Annotated in this window: 18 protein-coding genes and 1 pseudogene; 17 read left to right on the top strand and 2 right to left on the bottom strand. The window is 41.0% G+C overall.

Going from position 1 to position 16,767, the window contains the following annotated elements; translation table 11 throughout:
* Window positions 1-30: 30 nt before the first annotated feature.
* Complete coding sequence (gene def / locus K5Q34_RS05415; protein WP_221864636.1) at window positions 31-645, bottom strand: peptide deformylase; 615 nt, start codon at window positions 643-645, stop codon at window positions 31-33.
* Between the two features lie 129 nt (window positions 646-774).
* Between def and K5Q34_RS05410 the strand changes: the two genes are divergently transcribed.
* From K5Q34_RS05410 to K5Q34_RS05395, 3 genes are read left to right on the top strand one after another with little or no spacing between them, the layout of a single operon-like run.
* A complete protein-coding gene (locus tag K5Q34_RS05410; RefSeq protein WP_208564722.1) occupies window positions 775-1,938 on the top strand; it encodes an MFS transporter in 1,164 nt (387 codons plus the stop codon).
* Between the two features lie 36 nt (window positions 1,939-1,974).
* Window positions 1,975-2,601 (top strand): GNAT family N-acetyltransferase, encoded by a 627-nt coding sequence (locus K5Q34_RS05400; RefSeq protein WP_253214091.1) that lies wholly within the window; start codon window positions 1,975-1,977, stop codon window positions 2,599-2,601.
* Window positions 2,592-3,320 carry a pseudouridine synthase gene (locus K5Q34_RS05395; protein ID WP_221864635.1) on the top strand — a complete coding sequence of 243 codons (729 nt, stop codon included), beginning with the start codon at window positions 2,592-2,594 and terminating at the stop codon, window positions 3,318-3,320. Before K5Q34_RS05400 ends, K5Q34_RS05395 begins: the two co-directional genes overlap by 10 nt.
* A gap of 41 nt (window positions 3,321-3,361) precedes the next feature.
* On the opposite strand, the gene K5Q34_RS05390 is transcribed toward K5Q34_RS05395, so the two are convergent.
* On the bottom strand, window positions 3,362-3,943 hold the full coding sequence (locus K5Q34_RS05390; protein ID WP_221864634.1) for a xanthine phosphoribosyltransferase: 582 nt from the start codon (window positions 3,941-3,943) through the stop codon (window positions 3,362-3,364).
* A 216-nt stretch (window positions 3,944-4,159) separates the two neighbouring features.
* On the opposite strand from K5Q34_RS05390, the gene K5Q34_RS05385 reads away from it, so the two are divergent.
* The 14 genes and pseudogenes from K5Q34_RS05385 to pnp all read left to right on the top strand — a co-directional run bounded on the left by K5Q34_RS05385 (window position 4,160) and on the right by pnp (window position 16,765).
* The gene (locus tag K5Q34_RS05385; RefSeq protein ID WP_114866846.1) at window positions 4,160-5,470 is read left to right on the top strand and encodes a nucleobase:cation symporter-2 family protein; all 1,311 of its coding nucleotides are present in this window, start codon (window positions 4,160-4,162) and stop codon (window positions 5,468-5,470) included.
* A gap of 422 nt (window positions 5,471-5,892) precedes the next feature.
* Window positions 5,893-6,402: a hypothetical protein gene (locus K5Q34_RS05380; RefSeq protein WP_002942154.1), complete on the top strand. Its 510-nt coding sequence runs from the start codon at window positions 5,893-5,895 to the stop codon at window positions 6,400-6,402.
* Window positions 6,403-6,658: 256 nt separating this feature from the next.
* Window positions 6,659-7,480: a hypothetical protein gene (locus tag K5Q34_RS11805; RefSeq protein WP_239515442.1), complete on the top strand. Its 822-nt coding sequence runs from the start codon at window positions 6,659-6,661 to the stop codon at window positions 7,478-7,480.
* 68 nt (window positions 7,481-7,548) lie between these two features.
* A complete protein-coding gene (locus K5Q34_RS11800) occupies window positions 7,549-8,523 on the top strand; it encodes an AAA family ATPase (RefSeq protein ID WP_239515441.1) in 975 nt (324 codons plus the stop codon).
* Between the two features lie 16 nt (window positions 8,524-8,539).
* Window positions 8,540-9,070, top strand: coding sequence for a hypothetical protein (locus tag K5Q34_RS05370; RefSeq protein ID WP_024407948.1), 531 nt, complete (start codon window positions 8,540-8,542; stop codon window positions 9,068-9,070).
* Between the two features lie 33 nt (window positions 9,071-9,103).
* Window positions 9,104-10,054, top strand: a complete 951-nt coding sequence (locus K5Q34_RS05365; RefSeq protein ID WP_205028467.1) for a YafY family protein — start codon at window positions 9,104-9,106, stop codon at window positions 10,052-10,054.
* A gap of 88 nt (window positions 10,055-10,142) precedes the next feature.
* Window positions 10,143-10,268, top strand: coding sequence for a hypothetical protein (locus tag K5Q34_RS11795; RefSeq protein WP_260619437.1), 126 nt, complete (start codon window positions 10,143-10,145; stop codon window positions 10,266-10,268).
* A 32-nt stretch (window positions 10,269-10,300) separates the two neighbouring features.
* A complete protein-coding gene (locus K5Q34_RS05360) occupies window positions 10,301-11,194 on the top strand; it encodes a ribonuclease D (RefSeq protein ID WP_221864633.1) in 894 nt (297 codons plus the stop codon).
* Between the two features lie 67 nt (window positions 11,195-11,261).
* Window positions 11,262-12,005 (top strand): hypothetical protein, encoded by a 744-nt coding sequence (locus tag K5Q34_RS05355; RefSeq protein WP_172115502.1) that lies wholly within the window; start codon window positions 11,262-11,264, stop codon window positions 12,003-12,005.
* Window positions 12,006-12,033: 28 nt separating this feature from the next.
* Window positions 12,034-12,144, top strand: a pseudogene (locus K5Q34_RS05350) (polyketide cyclase); the annotation flags it as partial.
* 349 nt (window positions 12,145-12,493) lie between these two features.
* Window positions 12,494-13,771, top strand: coding sequence for a uracil-xanthine permease family protein (locus K5Q34_RS05345; RefSeq protein ID WP_136627962.1), 1,278 nt, complete (start codon window positions 12,494-12,496; stop codon window positions 13,769-13,771).
* A gap of 202 nt (window positions 13,772-13,973) precedes the next feature.
* A complete protein-coding gene (gene rpsO, locus K5Q34_RS05340) occupies window positions 13,974-14,243 on the top strand; it encodes a 30S ribosomal protein S15 (protein ID WP_002938849.1) in 270 nt (89 codons plus the stop codon).
* A gap of 14 nt (window positions 14,244-14,257) precedes the next feature.
* Window positions 14,258-14,383, top strand: a complete 126-nt coding sequence (locus K5Q34_RS11790) for a hypothetical protein (RefSeq protein ID WP_260619436.1) — start codon at window positions 14,258-14,260, stop codon at window positions 14,381-14,383.
* A gap of 162 nt (window positions 14,384-14,545) precedes the next feature.
* Entirely contained in the window at window positions 14,546-16,765 is a 2,220-nt protein-coding gene (gene pnp, locus K5Q34_RS05335; RefSeq protein ID WP_105118974.1) for a polyribonucleotide nucleotidyltransferase, read from the top strand.
* The last annotated feature ends 2 nt before the right edge of the window (window positions 16,766-16,767 follow it).

Here is a 16,767-nt window from a genome sequence, read left to right as displayed (position 1 = left end):
ACCGAAAATTTTTCAGTCAGTTTCTTATGTTTACTCAATCACCAACATGCCTTCTTTGACGGCAAATGGGTGTTCTGGGTCAATGCGGTCGTAGAACATGACACCGTTGAGGTGGTCGATTTCGTGTTGGACCACGATGGCATTAAATCCTTTGAGTTTGATACGGTGTGTTTCTCCGTTTTTGTCCATGTAATCAACAGTCACGCGCGCGTGACGGACTACGTAGCCTTGGACTTCGCGGTCAACAGATAGGCAGCCTTCGCCTCCTTCCATAGCCGCTTCTTGGACAGAGTGTGCCACGATTTTAGGGTTGTACATGACCTCTTGTAGAGAGTAGGCTTGGGCAGGTGGATTGCCTTCCTCATCTTCTGGGTTTGGTACTAAAACAGCGATGATGCGTTTAGAAACATCCAATTGGGGTGCTGCTAGACCAACTCCGCCACGGAGTTTCATCTTCTCCGCCATGACTGGATCCTGCGAATGTTTGAGGAATTGCATCATTTTTTCGCCTAAAATAATTTCCTGGTCAGATAGGGGAAATACAACTTCTTCAGCGACCTGGCGTAGGGTTGGATGCCCTTCACGGATGATGTCATCCATGTCAATCAAATGGGCAGCTTTTGTCAATCGTTCAATAACAGACATAATTCTCTCCTTTGGGTATTGATAGATTAAGTATAGCATGAAATCTAGGAGAATAAAAGTCTCAGTCACCTATCTATTCTGTCTCAAATCTGTTATACTAGTAAAAGACGAACGTTGAAAGGGAGAAAAATGAAAAGAATTTTAGAAAAAGCCAGTTTGCTGGCCCTGTCCACCATGCTGGTTTCGACATTTGCTGTCTCGCCAGCTATTCCGCAGATGATTGAGTATTTTGCTCAGCAGGGAATTGCAGCGGCCCAGGTGGAAAATTTGATTACGGTGACCTCTTTTGCTATTATGGTTACTCTATTGGCAAACGGTCTAGTTGTCCGTTTCTTGTCTGAACGAAACATTATCATTGCAGGGCTTTTGCTTATGGCCATCGGCGGAGCTTTGCCCATGTTTCTAACTGCTTATCCTCTGATTTTATTGGCTCGTATCTTGCTTGGTTTGGGGATTGGTTTGATCAATGCGCGTGCTATTAATATCATCGGTAATTTTTTCACCGGTCAGGAGCGGGTACAGATGATGGGCTTGCGTGGTTCAGCAGAGGTTTTGGGAAGCGCAGGGCTTACCCTCCTTGTCGGTTGGTTGACCCAGTTTGGTTGGCAACCTGCCTTCTTGGTCTACCTATTTGCCTTGGTCATCTTGGCTCTCTTCCTTCTCTTTGTTCCCAAGGAGGAATTGCTGGCTCGCATGGAGGTAAAGGTTGAGGAGAATGCGTCCAAGGTCAAACTGGACAAGACCATGTGGATGATGGGCATTTTTCTGGCATTCTTAGCCTTCTTTGTTATCAATGTCAATACCTTCCTGACCATTCGTATTCCTCAGATTGTTTTAGCCAAGGGCATCGGTACTGCTCAGCAAGCCAGTCTGATTCTCAGTCTTATGCAGGTCATGGGGATTGTGGCAGGGACGGTCTTTAGTAGCTTGGTTGGTCGTTTGAAGGGCTGGCTTTTAGCTGTTTCCTACGTGGTCTTTGGACTCGCGGTTGTCGGCATTGCCTTTGCGGATAATCTCTGGGTACTGGGCCTCGGTGGTATGGTGTCAGGATTTTTCTACAGCATCATTCTAACCATTGTCTTTAGTCAGGTAACAGACCGAGCACCTAAGTCCTTGCTCAATGCAGTCATGACAATTGTCCTTATGGGTTGCAACATCGGCGGTGCGACATCTGCCATCTTGCCGACTTATCTGGAAAAACTTAACCCAACCCCAACAGGAGCCTTTGGTATCTACGCCATCGGCTGTGCCTTGATAAGCGCTGGCTTGATTTATAAACAACTGAAGAAATAGGAGCGGATTTCCGCTCCTTTTTGGTATAATATTCCTATGTTAGAAAACAACCGCTTAAATGAATTAATACTTCGCTTTCCCGAGGATGTTCAGTTGATTTTTAAGGACATGATTCCCTCCTATCAGTTGGGCTATGTGGATTATGTCTATCAGACAGATAATTACGCCACCCAAAACCGTCGGATTAAAAATTTGGCAAAAAATTTCCGAAGAATGGATTATTTTTATATCATGCCCTTACCCCAGGATCTGGCATTGGAAATTGCTAACCAATGGCGCTATCAACCACCTTTGGATGCCTATACGATTAGTGCAAACCCCGAGACTTATGCTGAGATGATTTCACCAGAGGCGCGTGGGGACCGCTTTTTTGCAGTCATCCGCAATGCCGCCCTCATGGGCTATTTCTGTATTGACCAAGATGGCGAGACCGTTGACATTCGTTTGGGCATGAAACCGTCTTTGACAGGTCAGGGAAATGGCAGAGCTTTCTATCAGACTATTGAAGACTACATAGTGGAACATGTTCAGCCAGCTAGTATCAAACTGACAGTTGCCACCTTTCATCAAGTAGCTCAAACCCTCTTTCATGCTCTTGGATTTACAGAAAGAGAACAGCAAGCAGAATATATCAAAATGGAAAAGAAACTCGTATGCGATTAGATAAATTTTTAGTGGATTGTGGTGTTGGCAGTCGAACAGAAGTCAAGAAACTCCTGAAAAACAAGCAAGTCACAGTTAACGGCCAAGTAGAGACGTCCCCAAAGCAACAAATTGACGAAAAGACGGACCAGATTGCAGTAGCAGGTCAGGTCTTGAGCCATGAGACATTCGTTTATTATTTATTGAACAAACCCAAGGGAGTTATTTCAGCAACCGAGGATGACCGTCATCGGACTGTCTTGGACCTGCTAGATGATACAGCTCGCCAGAAGGAAGTTTTTCCCGTTGGGCGCTTGGACATCGATACCCATGGCTTGCTCCTCTTGACCAACAACGGTCAGCTGGCTCATGCTATGCTTTCTCCGAAAAAACATGTTGATAAACTCTACCGTGCACAGGTTGACGGGATCATGACCCAAGAGGATGTCGAACGATTTGCGGCAGGAATTGAGCTGAAAGACTTTACCAGTCAGCCAGCCCAGTTGACCATCCTCTCTACAGATGAAGCTAAGCAGACTTCACTCGTTGACATCACCATCCGAGAAGGGAAATTTCACCAGGTCAAACGCATGGTACAGGCCTGCGGAAAGACGGTGACAGGCTTGCAACGATTATCAATGGGGCCTCTTCGCTTAGATCCAAAATTAGCGCTTGGGGAATACCGCAGGTTGACTGATGCCGAATTAAAGCAATTAGAAGTCTTTGGTGTGGAATTATAGATAAATAGAAGAGACTTGCTCCCGATTGGAAGCAAGTCCTTTTAAATATCTGCAGCTGCAAAAACAACCTGTCCATCTTGGAATTTTTCAATACGAGCGAGTGAAGTGACAGGGACACCTGCATCTAACAAGAGTTGACGTCCGTCTTGGAAGGATTTTTCGATGATGATACCAACGCCAATTACCTGAGCTTCGGCCTGTTGGATAATGTCAATCAAGCCTTTTGCTGCTTGTCCATTAGCCAAAAAGTCATCAACAATTAGAACACGGTCCTCAGGCGACAAAAACTTACTAGCAATAGAGACGGTGCTAGTGACTTGCTTGGTAAATGAATAGACTTCAGCGGTCAAAATGCCTTCGGTCATAGTAATATTTTTATGCTTTTTAGCAAAAATCATTGGCACATCTAAGCTTTCTGCAACATAGACGGCTGGTGCAATACCCGAGGCTTCGATCGTGACAACCTTGGTAATTTCTTTAGAACGATAGGCATCTGCCAAGACCTGCCCCATTTCTTTCATCAAGCGAAAATCAACCTGATGGGTCAAGAATGAGTCAACTTTTAAGATGTTTTCTCCTAATACCTGACCATCTTTTAAAATACGTGCCTCCAAAGCTTTCATGTTTATCTTCTCCTCCAAATGCTACTTTTGTGTATTATAGCATTTTTTTGTCAAAATCAAAACAATAAACGAATTTTTGGATTGAAACATTGTATATATTGACAAAATTCCGCAAAAAACACGAACGTTTTATGTTTTAAGGAGCGGAATGTATTGAAAATGATTGTGTTTTCTGATAGACTAATACCATTATTTAGGAATAAAGAAGGAGAACTCATGTCTCAGAAAATAACAAATGAACATTCCTCAGGGATGCTTTACGGAATTGATGAACAACCACCAAAAGGGATGGCTGTTTTGCTTGCTTTTCAGCATATTTTAGCAGCTTTTGCAGGAATCATCGCAGTACCTCTTGTCGTTGCGAGTGCCTTGGGATTATCGGTAGAAGATACTTCTATTATGGTATCAGCCTCTATCTTTGTTGCTGGTATTGCTACCATTTTGCAATCTAAAGGTTTGGGGCCAATTGGTTCACGTGTCTCTGGTATGATGGGGACGGACTTTACCTTTGCCAATCCAGCTATCAGCGTTGGTAGTCAGTTGGGAATTGCCGGTATCGTGGGTGCAACCATTGCTGGTTCATTTGTAGAGATTGCTCTCAGTCGCTTTGTCAAACCCTTGATGCGCTTCTTTCCGCCATTGATTACGGGGACTGTTGTATCCCTCATCGGTATTACCCTCATGCCAGTAAGTATGGACTGGGCAGCTGGTGGAGCTGGTGCTTCAGACTATGCTTCAGTTGAAAATATCAGTATTGCCTTTATCGTCTTGGTCTTTACTCTGGCATTGAATCATTATGGAAAAGGAATGTTGAAAACAGCGTCAGTCTTTTTCGGTATGGTTTTTGGATATGTCCTCTGTATTTTGCTTGGAAAAGTAGATATGTCTGCTGTTGGAGAGGCTGCCTGGTTTGCTCTTCCTAAAATTTTCCATTACGGTGTAAAATTTGACCTATCTTCTATTCTAGCCTTCATCCCAGCCTATGTTGTATCCTTGATTGGTACGGTGGGGATTATGATGGCCATTGGAGAAGCGTCAAATCAAAAGATTCCTTCTGAGCGGGCAGCAAATGGTGTTCTGGCAGATGGCGTTGGTTCCTTGATTGCTGGTATCTTTGGTGCAGGTCCAAATACAGCCTTTTCACAAAACGTTGGCCTCATTACTTTGACAAAAGTTGCTAGTCGTCATGTCATGATTTTAGCAGGTATTATCTTGACCCTACTTGGTGTCTTTCCCAAATTATCAGCCTTGATTTCCATCATGCCCCAGCCTGTTCTTGGTGGTGTTGGGATTATCATGTTCGGTTTGGTTGCTGCCCAAGGGATTAAGACTCTTGCAACGGTTAAAATTGGGGACCGTGAGCTCTTGATTATCTCTATTGCCTTTGCGCTTGGGATTGGAGTGACCGTTCGTCCAGAATTGTTAAGCCATCTTCCATCAGCTCTTCAAATGGTCTTCTCATCAGGTATTTCAACAGGGACCTTGGCTGCCTTGGTATTAAATCTGGTGTTAAAAGAGGAAAAATAAGAGTTATTTTATTAGCTTACTTAGATGAAAAGAGAAGAAGGTCCATTTGTGGTCTTCTTATTTTTTTAGGGTAAGTAAAAAATGCTGAGGATGTACAGTTGTCGTATCTGAAATTCTAGCCCCTGCTTGACCGTATTTGGTATAACATATTACAATATATATAAGAACCTGTGTTCACAGTTCATCGTTTCCATTGGAGTGTTTGAAGGTGGAGATAAGGAAAGGAAATTCCTGACCAATTAGGTGGTAGGCGAAAACAGCCACAGGATCTTTTTACTCGTCGAAGTAATAAAGTGAAACTAAATGATGATAGAGTCAAGTATTCCTTCAAAAAATGCCTTGATGAGAAAAAACGATGTCTTGCATAAGAATGCTTTGTTTATGAATATAGGTTCTAAGATTTGTCCAAGAGAGGTTATTGTATGTTGAAATATATCCGTGCCCTTCCCCTTGTTATAGTAGCGGGAGCGGTTGTTTACTTTACTATTTTTATCTGTATTGATAATGGTGATTGGACCTACGTTGTGACTAGAGCGCTCGGGCTTAAGGAAGAACATGCCAATAATGTTTCTTTGATTGTAATTGGTGCCCAATCACTTTTTCTGACTTCGGATTGGTTTTACAAGCGGATTCGTGCCTTTCTCAATCGTCGTTTGGAAAAGGCCAAAGGGCTTAATCGGCAGATTTATCTGGGCTATAAGGCAGGGATTGAGTTTTTGATGGCTCTGCCCAAACGAACTATTTTATTCACATTCTATCTACTTTTAGTAGTTGCTGAAAGTGTTGGTCTGATTGAAAAAGCCAAGGACTATGCTGCGGTAATCATCTTCATAATTGCTGTTGACCGCGTGACCAAAATCTGGCCGGAGGAAAAGCGGAGAATGATTGAGTTTAGTCAGAAGATTAAGAAACGGATTAAGAGTGTGGAGTAGGGAGAGTTGTTTGGATATATTTATTTTTTGAAAATCTAATGCAGATCTTCTTCTATTGAGAGAATGAACGGAACAGTGTGCTGTCTGTGTCTTACTGAAGGAATTCTAAGCAGTGGTATTGCCCTTGAGCCAAGATGCACTGAAAATAAAGTAGGGCGGAATGACACTTAAGTTTAACAATAAGCAAAGATGGACATATTTTGTCCATCTATTTTTATATACTTCTTATTGAGAATATCAGAATAGAGGGGTAAAGATGAACTATTATCACATAAAACTAATGGGAGAAGTACAGCAACTAGAGCGACCTAGTGAATCTTTTACACAAGAAAATAATTGGATGTATTTTTTGAAGGAAAAAGAAGATTTATTTATTGTAACGGGAGCTGCAAATACAAAACGAGAAATAGCAAAAAAGGTTCAATCACTTTGGAAAGTGGATGTCTATTTAGATGGCTATTCTTCACTAAACGAGAATGATTTTATTGAAAAAGTTGGGCGTGAAAATTTGGGAGAATTTGGTTATTTCTTATTGAAGCAATCAAAGGAAGATAAGCAAGATCTTACTCCGAATGCAGATGTGTTGTCAGAAAATATGATTGGTCTCAGCGACTTTAAAAATAGCATTCAGCATCTTATAAACTATTTAGACTACCAATCAAACGACTTAGAGTCGCATACGAAAGAGCCATTTTTCTTAATTTTCAACGGTCAAAAGGGGAGTGGACGAAAATATGCCCTCCAATATTTAGAACGATTGTTCAACTTGCAAGCGGTTGATACTCATTGTAGCGAATACTTTCTTCCTAAGACTGAAGAAAAACAATTTCCAGTTGTTTATGACTATTTAAAAGCAAGAGCTCGTCCTAAATTAGAACTTTTCGCTAATATCAATACAAAGAAGGAGAATAATATTTGTATTCTAATTGCTCAATCGACTGAAGAAGCTAAAAAAATAGAAATGGAATTACAGGAGGAATACTATAATGTAAATAGAATCGAGTTTCCTCCTTATACAAATGACGAACTGGTTGAAATTGCTATTCAACTATTAGCAAAAAGACGAGAATTAGTATAGACAAGAAAATTGTTAGGGAGTATGTAGAAAAGGCTTCAAATCTCATCAATGCAAAAGATATTCGACGAATGGTTCAGAGAATCCATGAATATGCGGTGGCAACCAATTACTGTCAAGAAAATGGACTGCTGGATCTGGGTCACTTTAGTTTACAAAAGGAACAATCTAAAAGTAAATGTGGCCAAGCTGAGAAGAGGCTGAATCAAATGATTGGTCTTCAATCTGTAAAAAAATTAATCAGACAACAAGTTGCTTTTGAACAACTATCGAAGCTGAGGAAAGAAAGAGGCTATCATGTTGAAGAAAGTAATGGGCACTTGTTATTCACAGGAAATCCAGGGACGGGTAAGACAGAGGTAGCTCGTCTTTATACAGAAATCCTGTATGAACATGGATTGATCGCAGAAAACAAGATAGTAGAGGTTGGAAGAGCAGATCTTATTGGGGAATATGTTGGCCAAACAGCACCAAAAATAAAAAAGGTGTTTGATAGTGCAAGTGGTGGTGTACTGTTTATCGATGAAGCTTACAGTCTGATTCCACAGAGTGAAAGAGATTTTGCCAATGAAGCTATACCAACCATTATTCAAGAAATGGAAAATCGTCGCAATGAGGTAGTTGTTATTTTTGCTGGTTATAAAGATTTGATGCACAATTTTATAGACACGAATCCAGGATTACAATCTCGAATCTCAAACATCATTCATTTTGAAGATTACTCTATGGACGAACTGTACGAAATTTTTAGAATGATGTTGAGTAAAAAAGAGTATTCTATTGAATCTAACTATGAGGAAGTATTGTGTTCGCATTTTTCAAAAGTTGGAACAACCGAACATTTTGGCAATGGTCGTTATGTTCGTAAACTAATAGAAGCTTGTTTGTATCAACAGGCGACTCGAGTGATGGAAAAGATAGACAATAGAACCTTAGAAGAAACAGAGATGAATGTCGTAATAGAAGCTGATATTAAAAACGCCATCCAAGAATTATCAGAGTTGGAATCAACTCAACGATTAATAGGTTTTGGATTACAGGGATAGAAGAAAGGAAATGCATATGAATAACAATGACTTGAAAGAAAACACTGTGTTTAATGATATGGAAATTTTAGAAATATTTATCGATTTGCTATACAGAAATTTGGACTCAGATACTAGGTTGAGAAGTTCTTTTGACAGTATCAATCGTGAAGTAAGTGATTTTTTGGGGATCCCTCAAAAGAGCTATATCGGACAACTTTTATATATTATTTCAGATGTTGATCAGATTAGAAGGAGCTTTGTTGACCACATAGAATTTTACTATCGAGAGATGAATAGGAAAGTGAAAAGAGTAGTTGGAGTTAGTCTAGCGATTGAAATAGTACAAAATGTTCATTTTCTAGAAGAATTTGATGTTGTGATGATTGAAAATATTGAAGAATTTTATAATAGTACCGATGCGATTCAGAAGAAATTGGCAAGAATTTTGGAAAGTTATCTAGAAACAGGCGGAAAATTACTGGTAACAGGTTGTGAGTTTGATAATTCAAATGACGCATTGAGCAAGATTCTTTACCAAGGAAATTTATTGAATTTGACTTGTTAAGAGTGTTATAATCTTTTTAGAATTGAGGTTTCTATGAACGATCAGGAAAGATTACTTACAATATTTTTACGCTTACAATCAGGGGCGCATCTAAAAAAATCACAATTGGCAGATGAATTTGGAGTTAGTGAGAAGACTATTCAAAGAGATTTTGCTCTTCTAGGAGGATTTATCGAAAGTCAGCCAATGATTGCAGCAGAGTTAGCCTATGATCCCAAGTACCATACTCGCTTCTTAAAAGGGAAGTCTCTTTTTAACAAAAAGGAAATTCTGACCATTTCTAAAATTTTGCTAGAAAATCGGGCTTTGAATAAGGAAGAAAATAAGGCTGTTTTAGATAGCTTATTTGCTCTAGTATCGAAAGATGAGCAGAAAGAAATTTCTGCCATTATCGCCAGTGAACTCTTAAACTATGCCCCTCTTTCAGATACTCAAAACAGGATTGATAAGATTTGGGAATGGTCAGAGGCCATTCGTAAGGAATTGGTATTAGATATTCGCTACCAATCTCCCTACAATGTAGAAAAGAAACACACAGTTTTTCCTGTGTCACTCTATTACGATAGTCATTACTTTTACCTTGTAGCTTTTAATCTAAAACATTCTTCCTATATGACTTTAAAGTTAGATCGGATTTTAGAGTGGAAAGTTTCGACTGAGAAGAAACCGGATATTTCTTATGGCAAAAAGTTTCGAGACGGTGAAGTACGGAATAAGCGCGTGGACTCTTTTATGGGACGGGAACTAACTATAAGAGTCAGATTTAGCTATGATCCAACCATTGTCTTGGATCAATTTCCGACAGCAAAGATTATCGAAACAAGCTCAGAAGGCAATGTGATTGAATTTGTCAGTCAAGACACACCAGGCTTAAAACGTTGGTTGTTGAGTCAGGCTGATGCCCTAACTGTGCTTTTTCCAAGTTCTCTTGTAGAAGATATGAAACATTTTCTCAAAAATATGCAAGAAAACTATAAAAATTAGAAAGGTAGGACAACATTCGTCCACCCTGTGTATTAGAATGAATGTATCAAATAGATATTGAATTCTTAATTGAAAGGAGGAGAAGTAAATGCAAGAATGGATTGTAGTAGATCAATTTGGGAATGTCATTGCAGGACCGTTTTATGATAAAACAGCTGCGGAAATGCATGCGAAAATGATTCCGAATGCAACAGTTATCTTGAAAAACAAATAGATTGCAAGAACAGGAATGGAGCTAGTAAGAATATGGAATACGTAGCAAGAATTAATTTAAAAACAGGAACAGAATTTCGTAATGAATTGATTGACTTTTGCCTGAAATCAGATGAACAATTTCTTGCGATTGGCTGGAGTGGTATTTTTAGTGAGAACGAAGAAGTTGATTACTTAGATTATTATAATGCAGTAAAAAGCCTTTCTAAGAAAATAAATCCAGTATTGAATATTTTTAGGGAAACCGAGGTTGACGATTTATTCTGGACACGTGACTTAGATGGTAATTACTGGATATGCAGAGCAATAGGGACTGCTGTTGCAAAAATCAATCACCGTTTAGATTACGGAGCTTTGTTACCCGTCAAAGCTTTTAAAGTTGGGACACAAGTTCCTGGACAGATAAAAGCTGCGTTCAACAGAGCTAATGCAGGCACAGCACAAAGAATTCGAGAATCAGTCATTATCGAGTATTCTAAAGCTGTTTATAACGAACTCTCTAATGAAAATTATTATGAGATTTCACACTTAGAGGGAAATCTACTGGACAACTTACCTGACTTTGACTTGGAGGAATTAGTGATAGCTTTTATCCAAATCAAGTATAATTACTATGTTTTATCCAATTCAATTGCTCGAAAATCTACAACTATTAAGGTAGAGTGTGAATTCCTTTCTCGAAATACAGATCAGCCTAAAAAAGCAATTGTTCAAGTAAAAGGGAGAAAAGCTACTCCACTAGATGCCCTGCAATTCATTGACTTTTTACAGGATGGGTATGAGGTGTTTCTATATGCCCCGACGATTGTAAATTCAAAAAATGTGAACAATCTCATTGTTATTACACCAAGTGAGTTATTAGAGTTTTATCATCAGTATAAGGCAGTCTTGCCTGCTTCTATAACACAGTGGGAAAAGTTGTACTAATGGATTTAATGGTATATGAGTACTGGAAATCAATCAACTCATAAAAAGTACAGATAAAGGAGAGGGTATGAGGCTACTTTATAAAACAGAACGAAGAAAGAGTACCAAGTATGAAAGTTTCCAAAATGAATATTACCAAAACGGAAATATAGTTGAAAGATATACAACTACTTGGACAAAAATTCCTGGTTGTCTTGAAAGAGACGAAACAAGAACGAAGGAAATACGAAGTTTAAGTGGTTCATGGGAGATTGATGACCCTCGTTTGCCACAATGGCTCAAAAAGTATATCGTTGTTGATTCGGATTCAGAATTACCTACTGAAGAATACATTGCGAAACTCAAAGACAAAGGATTTCGAGTTTATTTGTGGGGTGATGGTCATCTAATCGTTTTTAAAAATCGAATGGTCAAAATTTTACTTGAAGCTGTTTGGATGGACATCGTTCCGCTTATTAAGCTCTACTACGGTAAGAAAAATACTACTGAGAGACTATTGACTACTTTTGAGAATGATTGGTTTAATCAAAAAGTTACCTATCAACAACTATTGGATAGAGAAGAAGAAATTAATAAAGAAAAGAAACAGAATGTATATGACAACGCTTATCAAAGATTCTATGATATGGACTATGATAGTGAGGCATCAACAAGCCAGCTCATCAAACTCTTGAAGAAGCTTATTTCAATATCCAAAAAGAGTCATAAAGGATTCTATAGCAATCTCCTCGAACAAGTTCAACAAACTGAACCGAGTCGCGAGAGTTTTGCAACCTTTATGGCTACTATTTTCAAGCATAGGTCTCAATAAGCTATTACTGAATAATATTGTCTAATACTACGCCCACTTTGACGTCTACCGCCTCAAAGACGGAAAGATTGTCGAGCACTGGGACAACAAGGAAGTTATACCAGACAAAAAAGACTTGACCAATTTAGGGAAGTTTTAAGAAGGGAATTTTCTCTTCTTTTTTCTTGACTTGATTAGCTTCGCGGTGAATCGCGTGACCAAAATATGGCCAGAAGAAAAGCGCAGGATGATTGAGTTTGGTCAAAAGATTAAGAAACGGATAAGAGATGCAGGTGATAGCTAAGTTTACTGCTCTGCCATTTTCCTAAAAAATAAAATTTTATAAAATCCCTTGCAAAAAACCGAACCTTTATGTTACAATACCAAGAGCGTAGGTTTTTAAACTCATCCCGTGAGGTGAGAAAGACAACAGGAAAAATTATTAAGGGCCTATGACTATGTATATTTAGAAAGTCTGGGTCTTTTTGTGTACCCAGAATGGGAGATTTATGAGTACAAAAGCCAATCTTTTGTTTGATGTCCATGAGAAACCAGCACCGCTTCAAGGGATTTTGTTGAGTTTCCAGCACGTGTTCGCTATGTTTGGTGCGACGATTTTGGTGCCGCTGATTCTCGGTATGCCCGTATCGGTTGCCCTCTTCGCATCAGGTGTCGGGACCTTGATTTACCAAGTGGCAACCCAGTTTAAGGTGCCCGTTTACTTGGGTTCATCCTTTGCCTATATCTCAGCTATGGCCCTTGCTATCAAGGAAATGGGTGGTGATGTGTCGGCAGCTCAGACTGGTATTCTCTTCGTCGGCTTGATTTACGTATTGATCGCTGCACTTGTCAAAGTTATCGGTACTAAGTGGATCGACAGCCTCTTGCCACCGATTGTCATCGGACCAATGATTATCGTGATTGGACTTGGTCTTGCCAACTCTGCCGTGACTTCAGCGGGCTTTGTCGCAGACGGCGACTGGAAAAATGTCGTCGTGGCGATTGCAACCTTCTTGATTGCGGCTTTTGTCAATACCAAAGGGAAAGGCTTCGCCAAGATTGTTCCTTTCTTGATTGCCATTGTCGGTGGTTACGTGATTGCCCTCTGTCTTGGTTTGGTTGACTTCACACCCGTTTTGGAAGCGGCTTGGTTTGAATTGCCAGGTTTCTACCTACCATTTGAAACAGGTGCCTTCAAGTCGTACAATTTCTACTTCGGTCCAGAAATGATTGCTATTTTACCAATTGCTGTTGTAACAGTAGCTGAGCATATCGGTGACCACACCGTTCTCAGCCAAATCTGCGGCCGCCAGTTCTTGAAAGACCCAGGCCTCAGCCGTACCTTGATTGGTGACGGTGTGGCGACTGCTGTATCTGCCTTTATCGGTGGACCTGCTAACACGACTTATGGTGAAAATACAGGGGTTATCGGTATGACTCGTATCGCATCAGTATCCGTTATCCGTAACGCAGCCTTGATTGCCATTGCCTTCTCATTCTTGGGTAAATTTACAGCCCTTATCTCAACTATTCCAAGTGCCGTTCTTGGTGGTATGTCTATCTTACTTTACGGTGTTATCGCCTCAAACGGTTTGAAAGTTTTGATTGAAAGCCGTGTTGATTTCGGTCAAGTCCGTAACCTGATTATTGCAAGCTCAATGCTGGTATTGGGTCTTGGTGGAGCAGTTCTCAACATCGGTGCCATCACCCTCTCAGGAACAGCCCTCTCAGCCATTGTAGGTATTATCCTCAATCTTATCTTGCCAAAAGCAGAAAAGACTGAGTAAATGTGATATACAAGCAGAAAGTCAGCTCCGGCTGGCTTTTTTTGAAAATAGCAGAGCAGCTCAGCTATTTCTCAAATCAGTTGACAAAAGAGCCATTCCTTGATAGAATGGTTAAGGTCCAAAAGGACAAATCTAGCTTTTTCTTGGTTGCAGGTCGCCAACCTGTCACTCGGATTAGGCTCAAAACAAAGGAGAACATATCATGGCAATCTCAAAAGAGAAAAAAAATGAAATCATGGCACAATATGCTCGTCATGAAGGCGACACAGGTTCAGTTGAAGTTCAAGTAGCAGTACTTACTTGGGAAATCAACCACCTTAACGACCACATCAAACAACACAAAAAAGACCACGCAACTTACCGTGGTTTGATGAAAAAAATCGGTCGCCGTCGTAACTTGTTGGCATACCTACGCCGCACAGACGTAAACCGTTACCGTGAATTGATTCACTCACTCGGACTACGTCGTTAATATAGGAAACTGCCATGTCTTCGGACATTGGCAGTTTTTCTTATGTTCCATTATGGGAGTGTAGTGCTCGGAAAAAGCTGGGTGTTCTTCGTTTGATTGAAGAGTATTCGTTTCGTTCGGTTGTTTATATAGCAGGTTAGATTTTCCCTCAAATTCCTTCCTCAATTCCCCACATTTTCCGTCAAATATGATAAAATAAGAAGTATGCGTGGTTTTGTGCAAAAGAGAGTGAAACAAGCTTGTTTGATTGTCTTTTGTAGAAAACACGCAAGAAAAATTTCAGAAAAAATAGGAGACAATTCATGTCAAAACAAGTATTTGAAACGGTTTTTGCTGGCAAGAAATTGGTTGTTGAAACAGGCCAGGTTGCCAAACAAGCCAATGGTGCGGTTGTCGTTCGCTATGGCGACTCCACAGTCCTTACAGCGGCAGTTATGTCCAAGAAAATGGCAACGGGCGATTTCTTCCCGCTCCAAGTCAACTATGAAGAGAAAATGTACGCTGCAGGGAAATTCCCAGGTGGCTGGATGAAGCGTGAAGGCCGTCCGTCAACTGATGCGACCTTGACAGCTCGTTTGATTGACCGTCCGATTCGTCCAATGTTTGCAGAAGGCTTCCGTAACGAAGTACAAGTCATCAACACAGTGCTTTCTTATGATCCAGATGCTTCTGCTCCAATGGCAGCCATGTTTGGTTCATCATTGGCATTGGCAATCTCAGACATCCCATTCAACGGCCCAATCGCAGGAGTGCAGGTTGGTTATGTCAATGGTGAACTCATCATCAACCCTGACAAGGCTCAAATGGAAGAGTCTCTCCTTGACTTGACAGTAGCTGGTAACAAGGATGCCATCAACATGGTAGAGTCTGGCGCTAAAGAGTTGTCAGAAGACATCATGTTGGAAGCTCTTTTGAAAGGTCATGAGGCTATTCAAGAACTCCTTGATTTCCAAAATCAAATCGTAGCAGCAGTCGGCAAGGAAAAGGCAGATGTGGAACTTCTTCAAGTGGACCCAGAATTGCAGGCTGAGATTGTCGCAGCTTATAATGACGATTTGAAAAAAGCGGTGCAGGTTGAAGAAAAATTGGCCCGTGAAGATGCGACCAATGCCGTTCGTGAGACCGTCATCGCGGCCTACGAAGAAAAATACGCTGAACACGAAGAATTCGACCGCATCATGCGTGATGTCCATGAAATCTTGGAACTCATGGAGCACGCAGAAGTTCGTCGTTTGATTACAGAAGACAAGGTCCGCCCAGACGGCCGTCGTGTCGATGAGATCCGTCCGCTGGACGCAGAAGTGGACTTCTTGCCAAACGTTCATGGCTCAGGTCTCTTTACCCGTGGTCAAACTCAGGCACTTTCAGTCTTGACCTTGGCCCCAATGGGTGAAACTCAAATCATCGATGGTTTGGATGATGAATACAAGAAACGTTTCTTGCACCACTACAATTTCCCACAATATTCAGTTGGTTCAACTGGTCGTTATGGTGCACCAGGTCGTCGTGAGATTGGTCACGGTGCCCTTGGTGAGCGTGCCCTTGAGCAAGTCTTACCGAGCTTGGAAGACTTCCCTTACGCTATCCGCTTGGTAGCAGAAGTTTTGGAGTCAAACGGTTCTTCATCGCAGGCTTCTATCACAGCTGGTACCCTTGCCCTCATGGCAGGTGGTGTGCCAATCAAGGCACCAGTTGCAGGGATTGCCATGGGTCTGATCTCAGACGGCACCAACTACACTGTCTTGACTGATATTCAAGGTCTTGAGGACCACTTCGGCGACATGGACTTTAAGGTTGCTGGTACCCGTGACGGTATCACAGCTCTTCAAATGGACATCAAGATTGACGGTATTACACCGCAAATTTTGGAAGAAGCCTTGGCACAGGCTAAGAAGGCACGTTTTGAAATCCTTGATGTCATCGAAGCGACGATCCCAGAAGTTCGTCCTGACTTGGCACCAACCGCACCGAAGATTGACACTATCAAGATTGATGTGGACAAGATCAAGATTGTCATCGGTAAGGGTGGCGAAACCATCGATAAGATTATTGCAGAAACTGGCGTGAAAATCGATATTGACGAAGACGGTCTTGTCGCGATCTTCTCACCAGATCGCGATGCGATTGAGCGGACCAAGGAAATCATCGCAGGTCTTGTTCGTGAGGCAAAAGTGGACGAAGTCTTCCAGGCAAAAGTTGTTCGTTTGGAGAAATTCGGTGCCTTTGTCAACCTATTTGATAAGACAGATGCCCTGGTCCACGTTTCTGAAATGGCTTGGACTCGTGTCAATAAACCAGAAGACCTAGTTGAAATCGGTGATATTGTCGATGTTAAAGTCATCAAGATTGATGATAAAGGACGTATTGATGCTTCTATGAAGGCTCTTCTTCCAAAACCAGAAGGTTATGTGGAACCAGAAAAACGCGAGCGTTCAGACAGACCACGCCGTCATAAAGACAACAAAGAGAAAAAAGATAACAACTTTGGTGAATTCAAATTCCACAAGGTTGAAAAGAAATAAGC

It is taken from the genome of Streptococcus sp. 2018110, from assembly GCF_019754115.1.
GTDB lineage: Bacteria > Bacillota > Bacilli > Lactobacillales > Streptococcaceae > Streptococcus > Streptococcus hashimotonensis.
The sequence above is the reverse complement of the archived record's forward strand: the minus strand, read 5'-3'. Positions and strand labels throughout refer to the sequence as shown.

Coding starts and splice junctions, on each gene's coding strand:
- K5Q34_RS05355 (WP_172115502.1), top strand. CDS start 11,262: ATGAGGCTACTTTATAAAACAGAACGAAGAAAGAGTACCAAGTATGAA.
- K5Q34_RS05410 (WP_208564722.1), top strand. CDS start 775: ATGAAAAGAATTTTAGAAAAAGCCAGTTTGCTGGCCCTGTCCACCATG.
- K5Q34_RS11790 (WP_260619436.1), top strand. CDS start 14,258: ATGTCTTCGGACATTGGCAGTTTTTCTTATGTTCCATTATGGGAGTGT.
- K5Q34_RS05395 (WP_221864635.1), top strand. CDS start 2,592: ATGCGATTAGATAAATTTTTAGTGGATTGTGGTGTTGGCAGTCGAACA.
- K5Q34_RS05380 (WP_002942154.1), top strand. CDS start 5,893: ATGTTGAAATATATCCGTGCCCTTCCCCTTGTTATAGTAGCGGGAGCG.
- K5Q34_RS11805 (WP_239515442.1), top strand. CDS start 6,659: ATGAACTATTATCACATAAAACTAATGGGAGAAGTACAGCAACTAGAG.
- def (WP_221864636.1), bottom strand. CDS start 645: ATGTCTGTTATTGAACGATTGACAAAAGCTGCCCATTTGATTGACATG.
- K5Q34_RS05345 (WP_136627962.1), top strand. CDS start 12,494: ATGAGTACAAAAGCCAATCTTTTGTTTGATGTCCATGAGAAACCAGCA.
- K5Q34_RS05385 (WP_114866846.1), top strand. CDS start 4,160: ATGTCTCAGAAAATAACAAATGAACATTCCTCAGGGATGCTTTACGGA.
- K5Q34_RS05400 (WP_253214091.1), top strand. CDS start 1,975: ATGTTAGAAAACAACCGCTTAAATGAATTAATACTTCGCTTTCCCGAG.
- rpsO (WP_002938849.1), top strand. CDS start 13,974: ATGGCAATCTCAAAAGAGAAAAAAAATGAAATCATGGCACAATATGCT.
- K5Q34_RS05365 (WP_205028467.1), top strand. CDS start 9,104: ATGAACGATCAGGAAAGATTACTTACAATATTTTTACGCTTACAATCA.
- K5Q34_RS11795 (WP_260619437.1), top strand. CDS start 10,143: ATGCAAGAATGGATTGTAGTAGATCAATTTGGGAATGTCATTGCAGGA.
- K5Q34_RS05390 (WP_221864634.1), bottom strand. CDS start 3,943: ATGAAAGCTTTGGAGGCACGTATTTTAAAAGATGGTCAGGTATTAGGA.
- K5Q34_RS05360 (WP_221864633.1), top strand. CDS start 10,301: ATGGAATACGTAGCAAGAATTAATTTAAAAACAGGAACAGAATTTCGT.
- K5Q34_RS11800 (WP_239515441.1), top strand. CDS start 7,549: ATGGTTCAGAGAATCCATGAATATGCGGTGGCAACCAATTACTGTCAA.
- pnp (WP_105118974.1), top strand. CDS start 14,546: ATGTCAAAACAAGTATTTGAAACGGTTTTTGCTGGCAAGAAATTGGTT.
- K5Q34_RS05370 (WP_024407948.1), top strand. CDS start 8,540: ATGAATAACAATGACTTGAAAGAAAACACTGTGTTTAATGATATGGAA.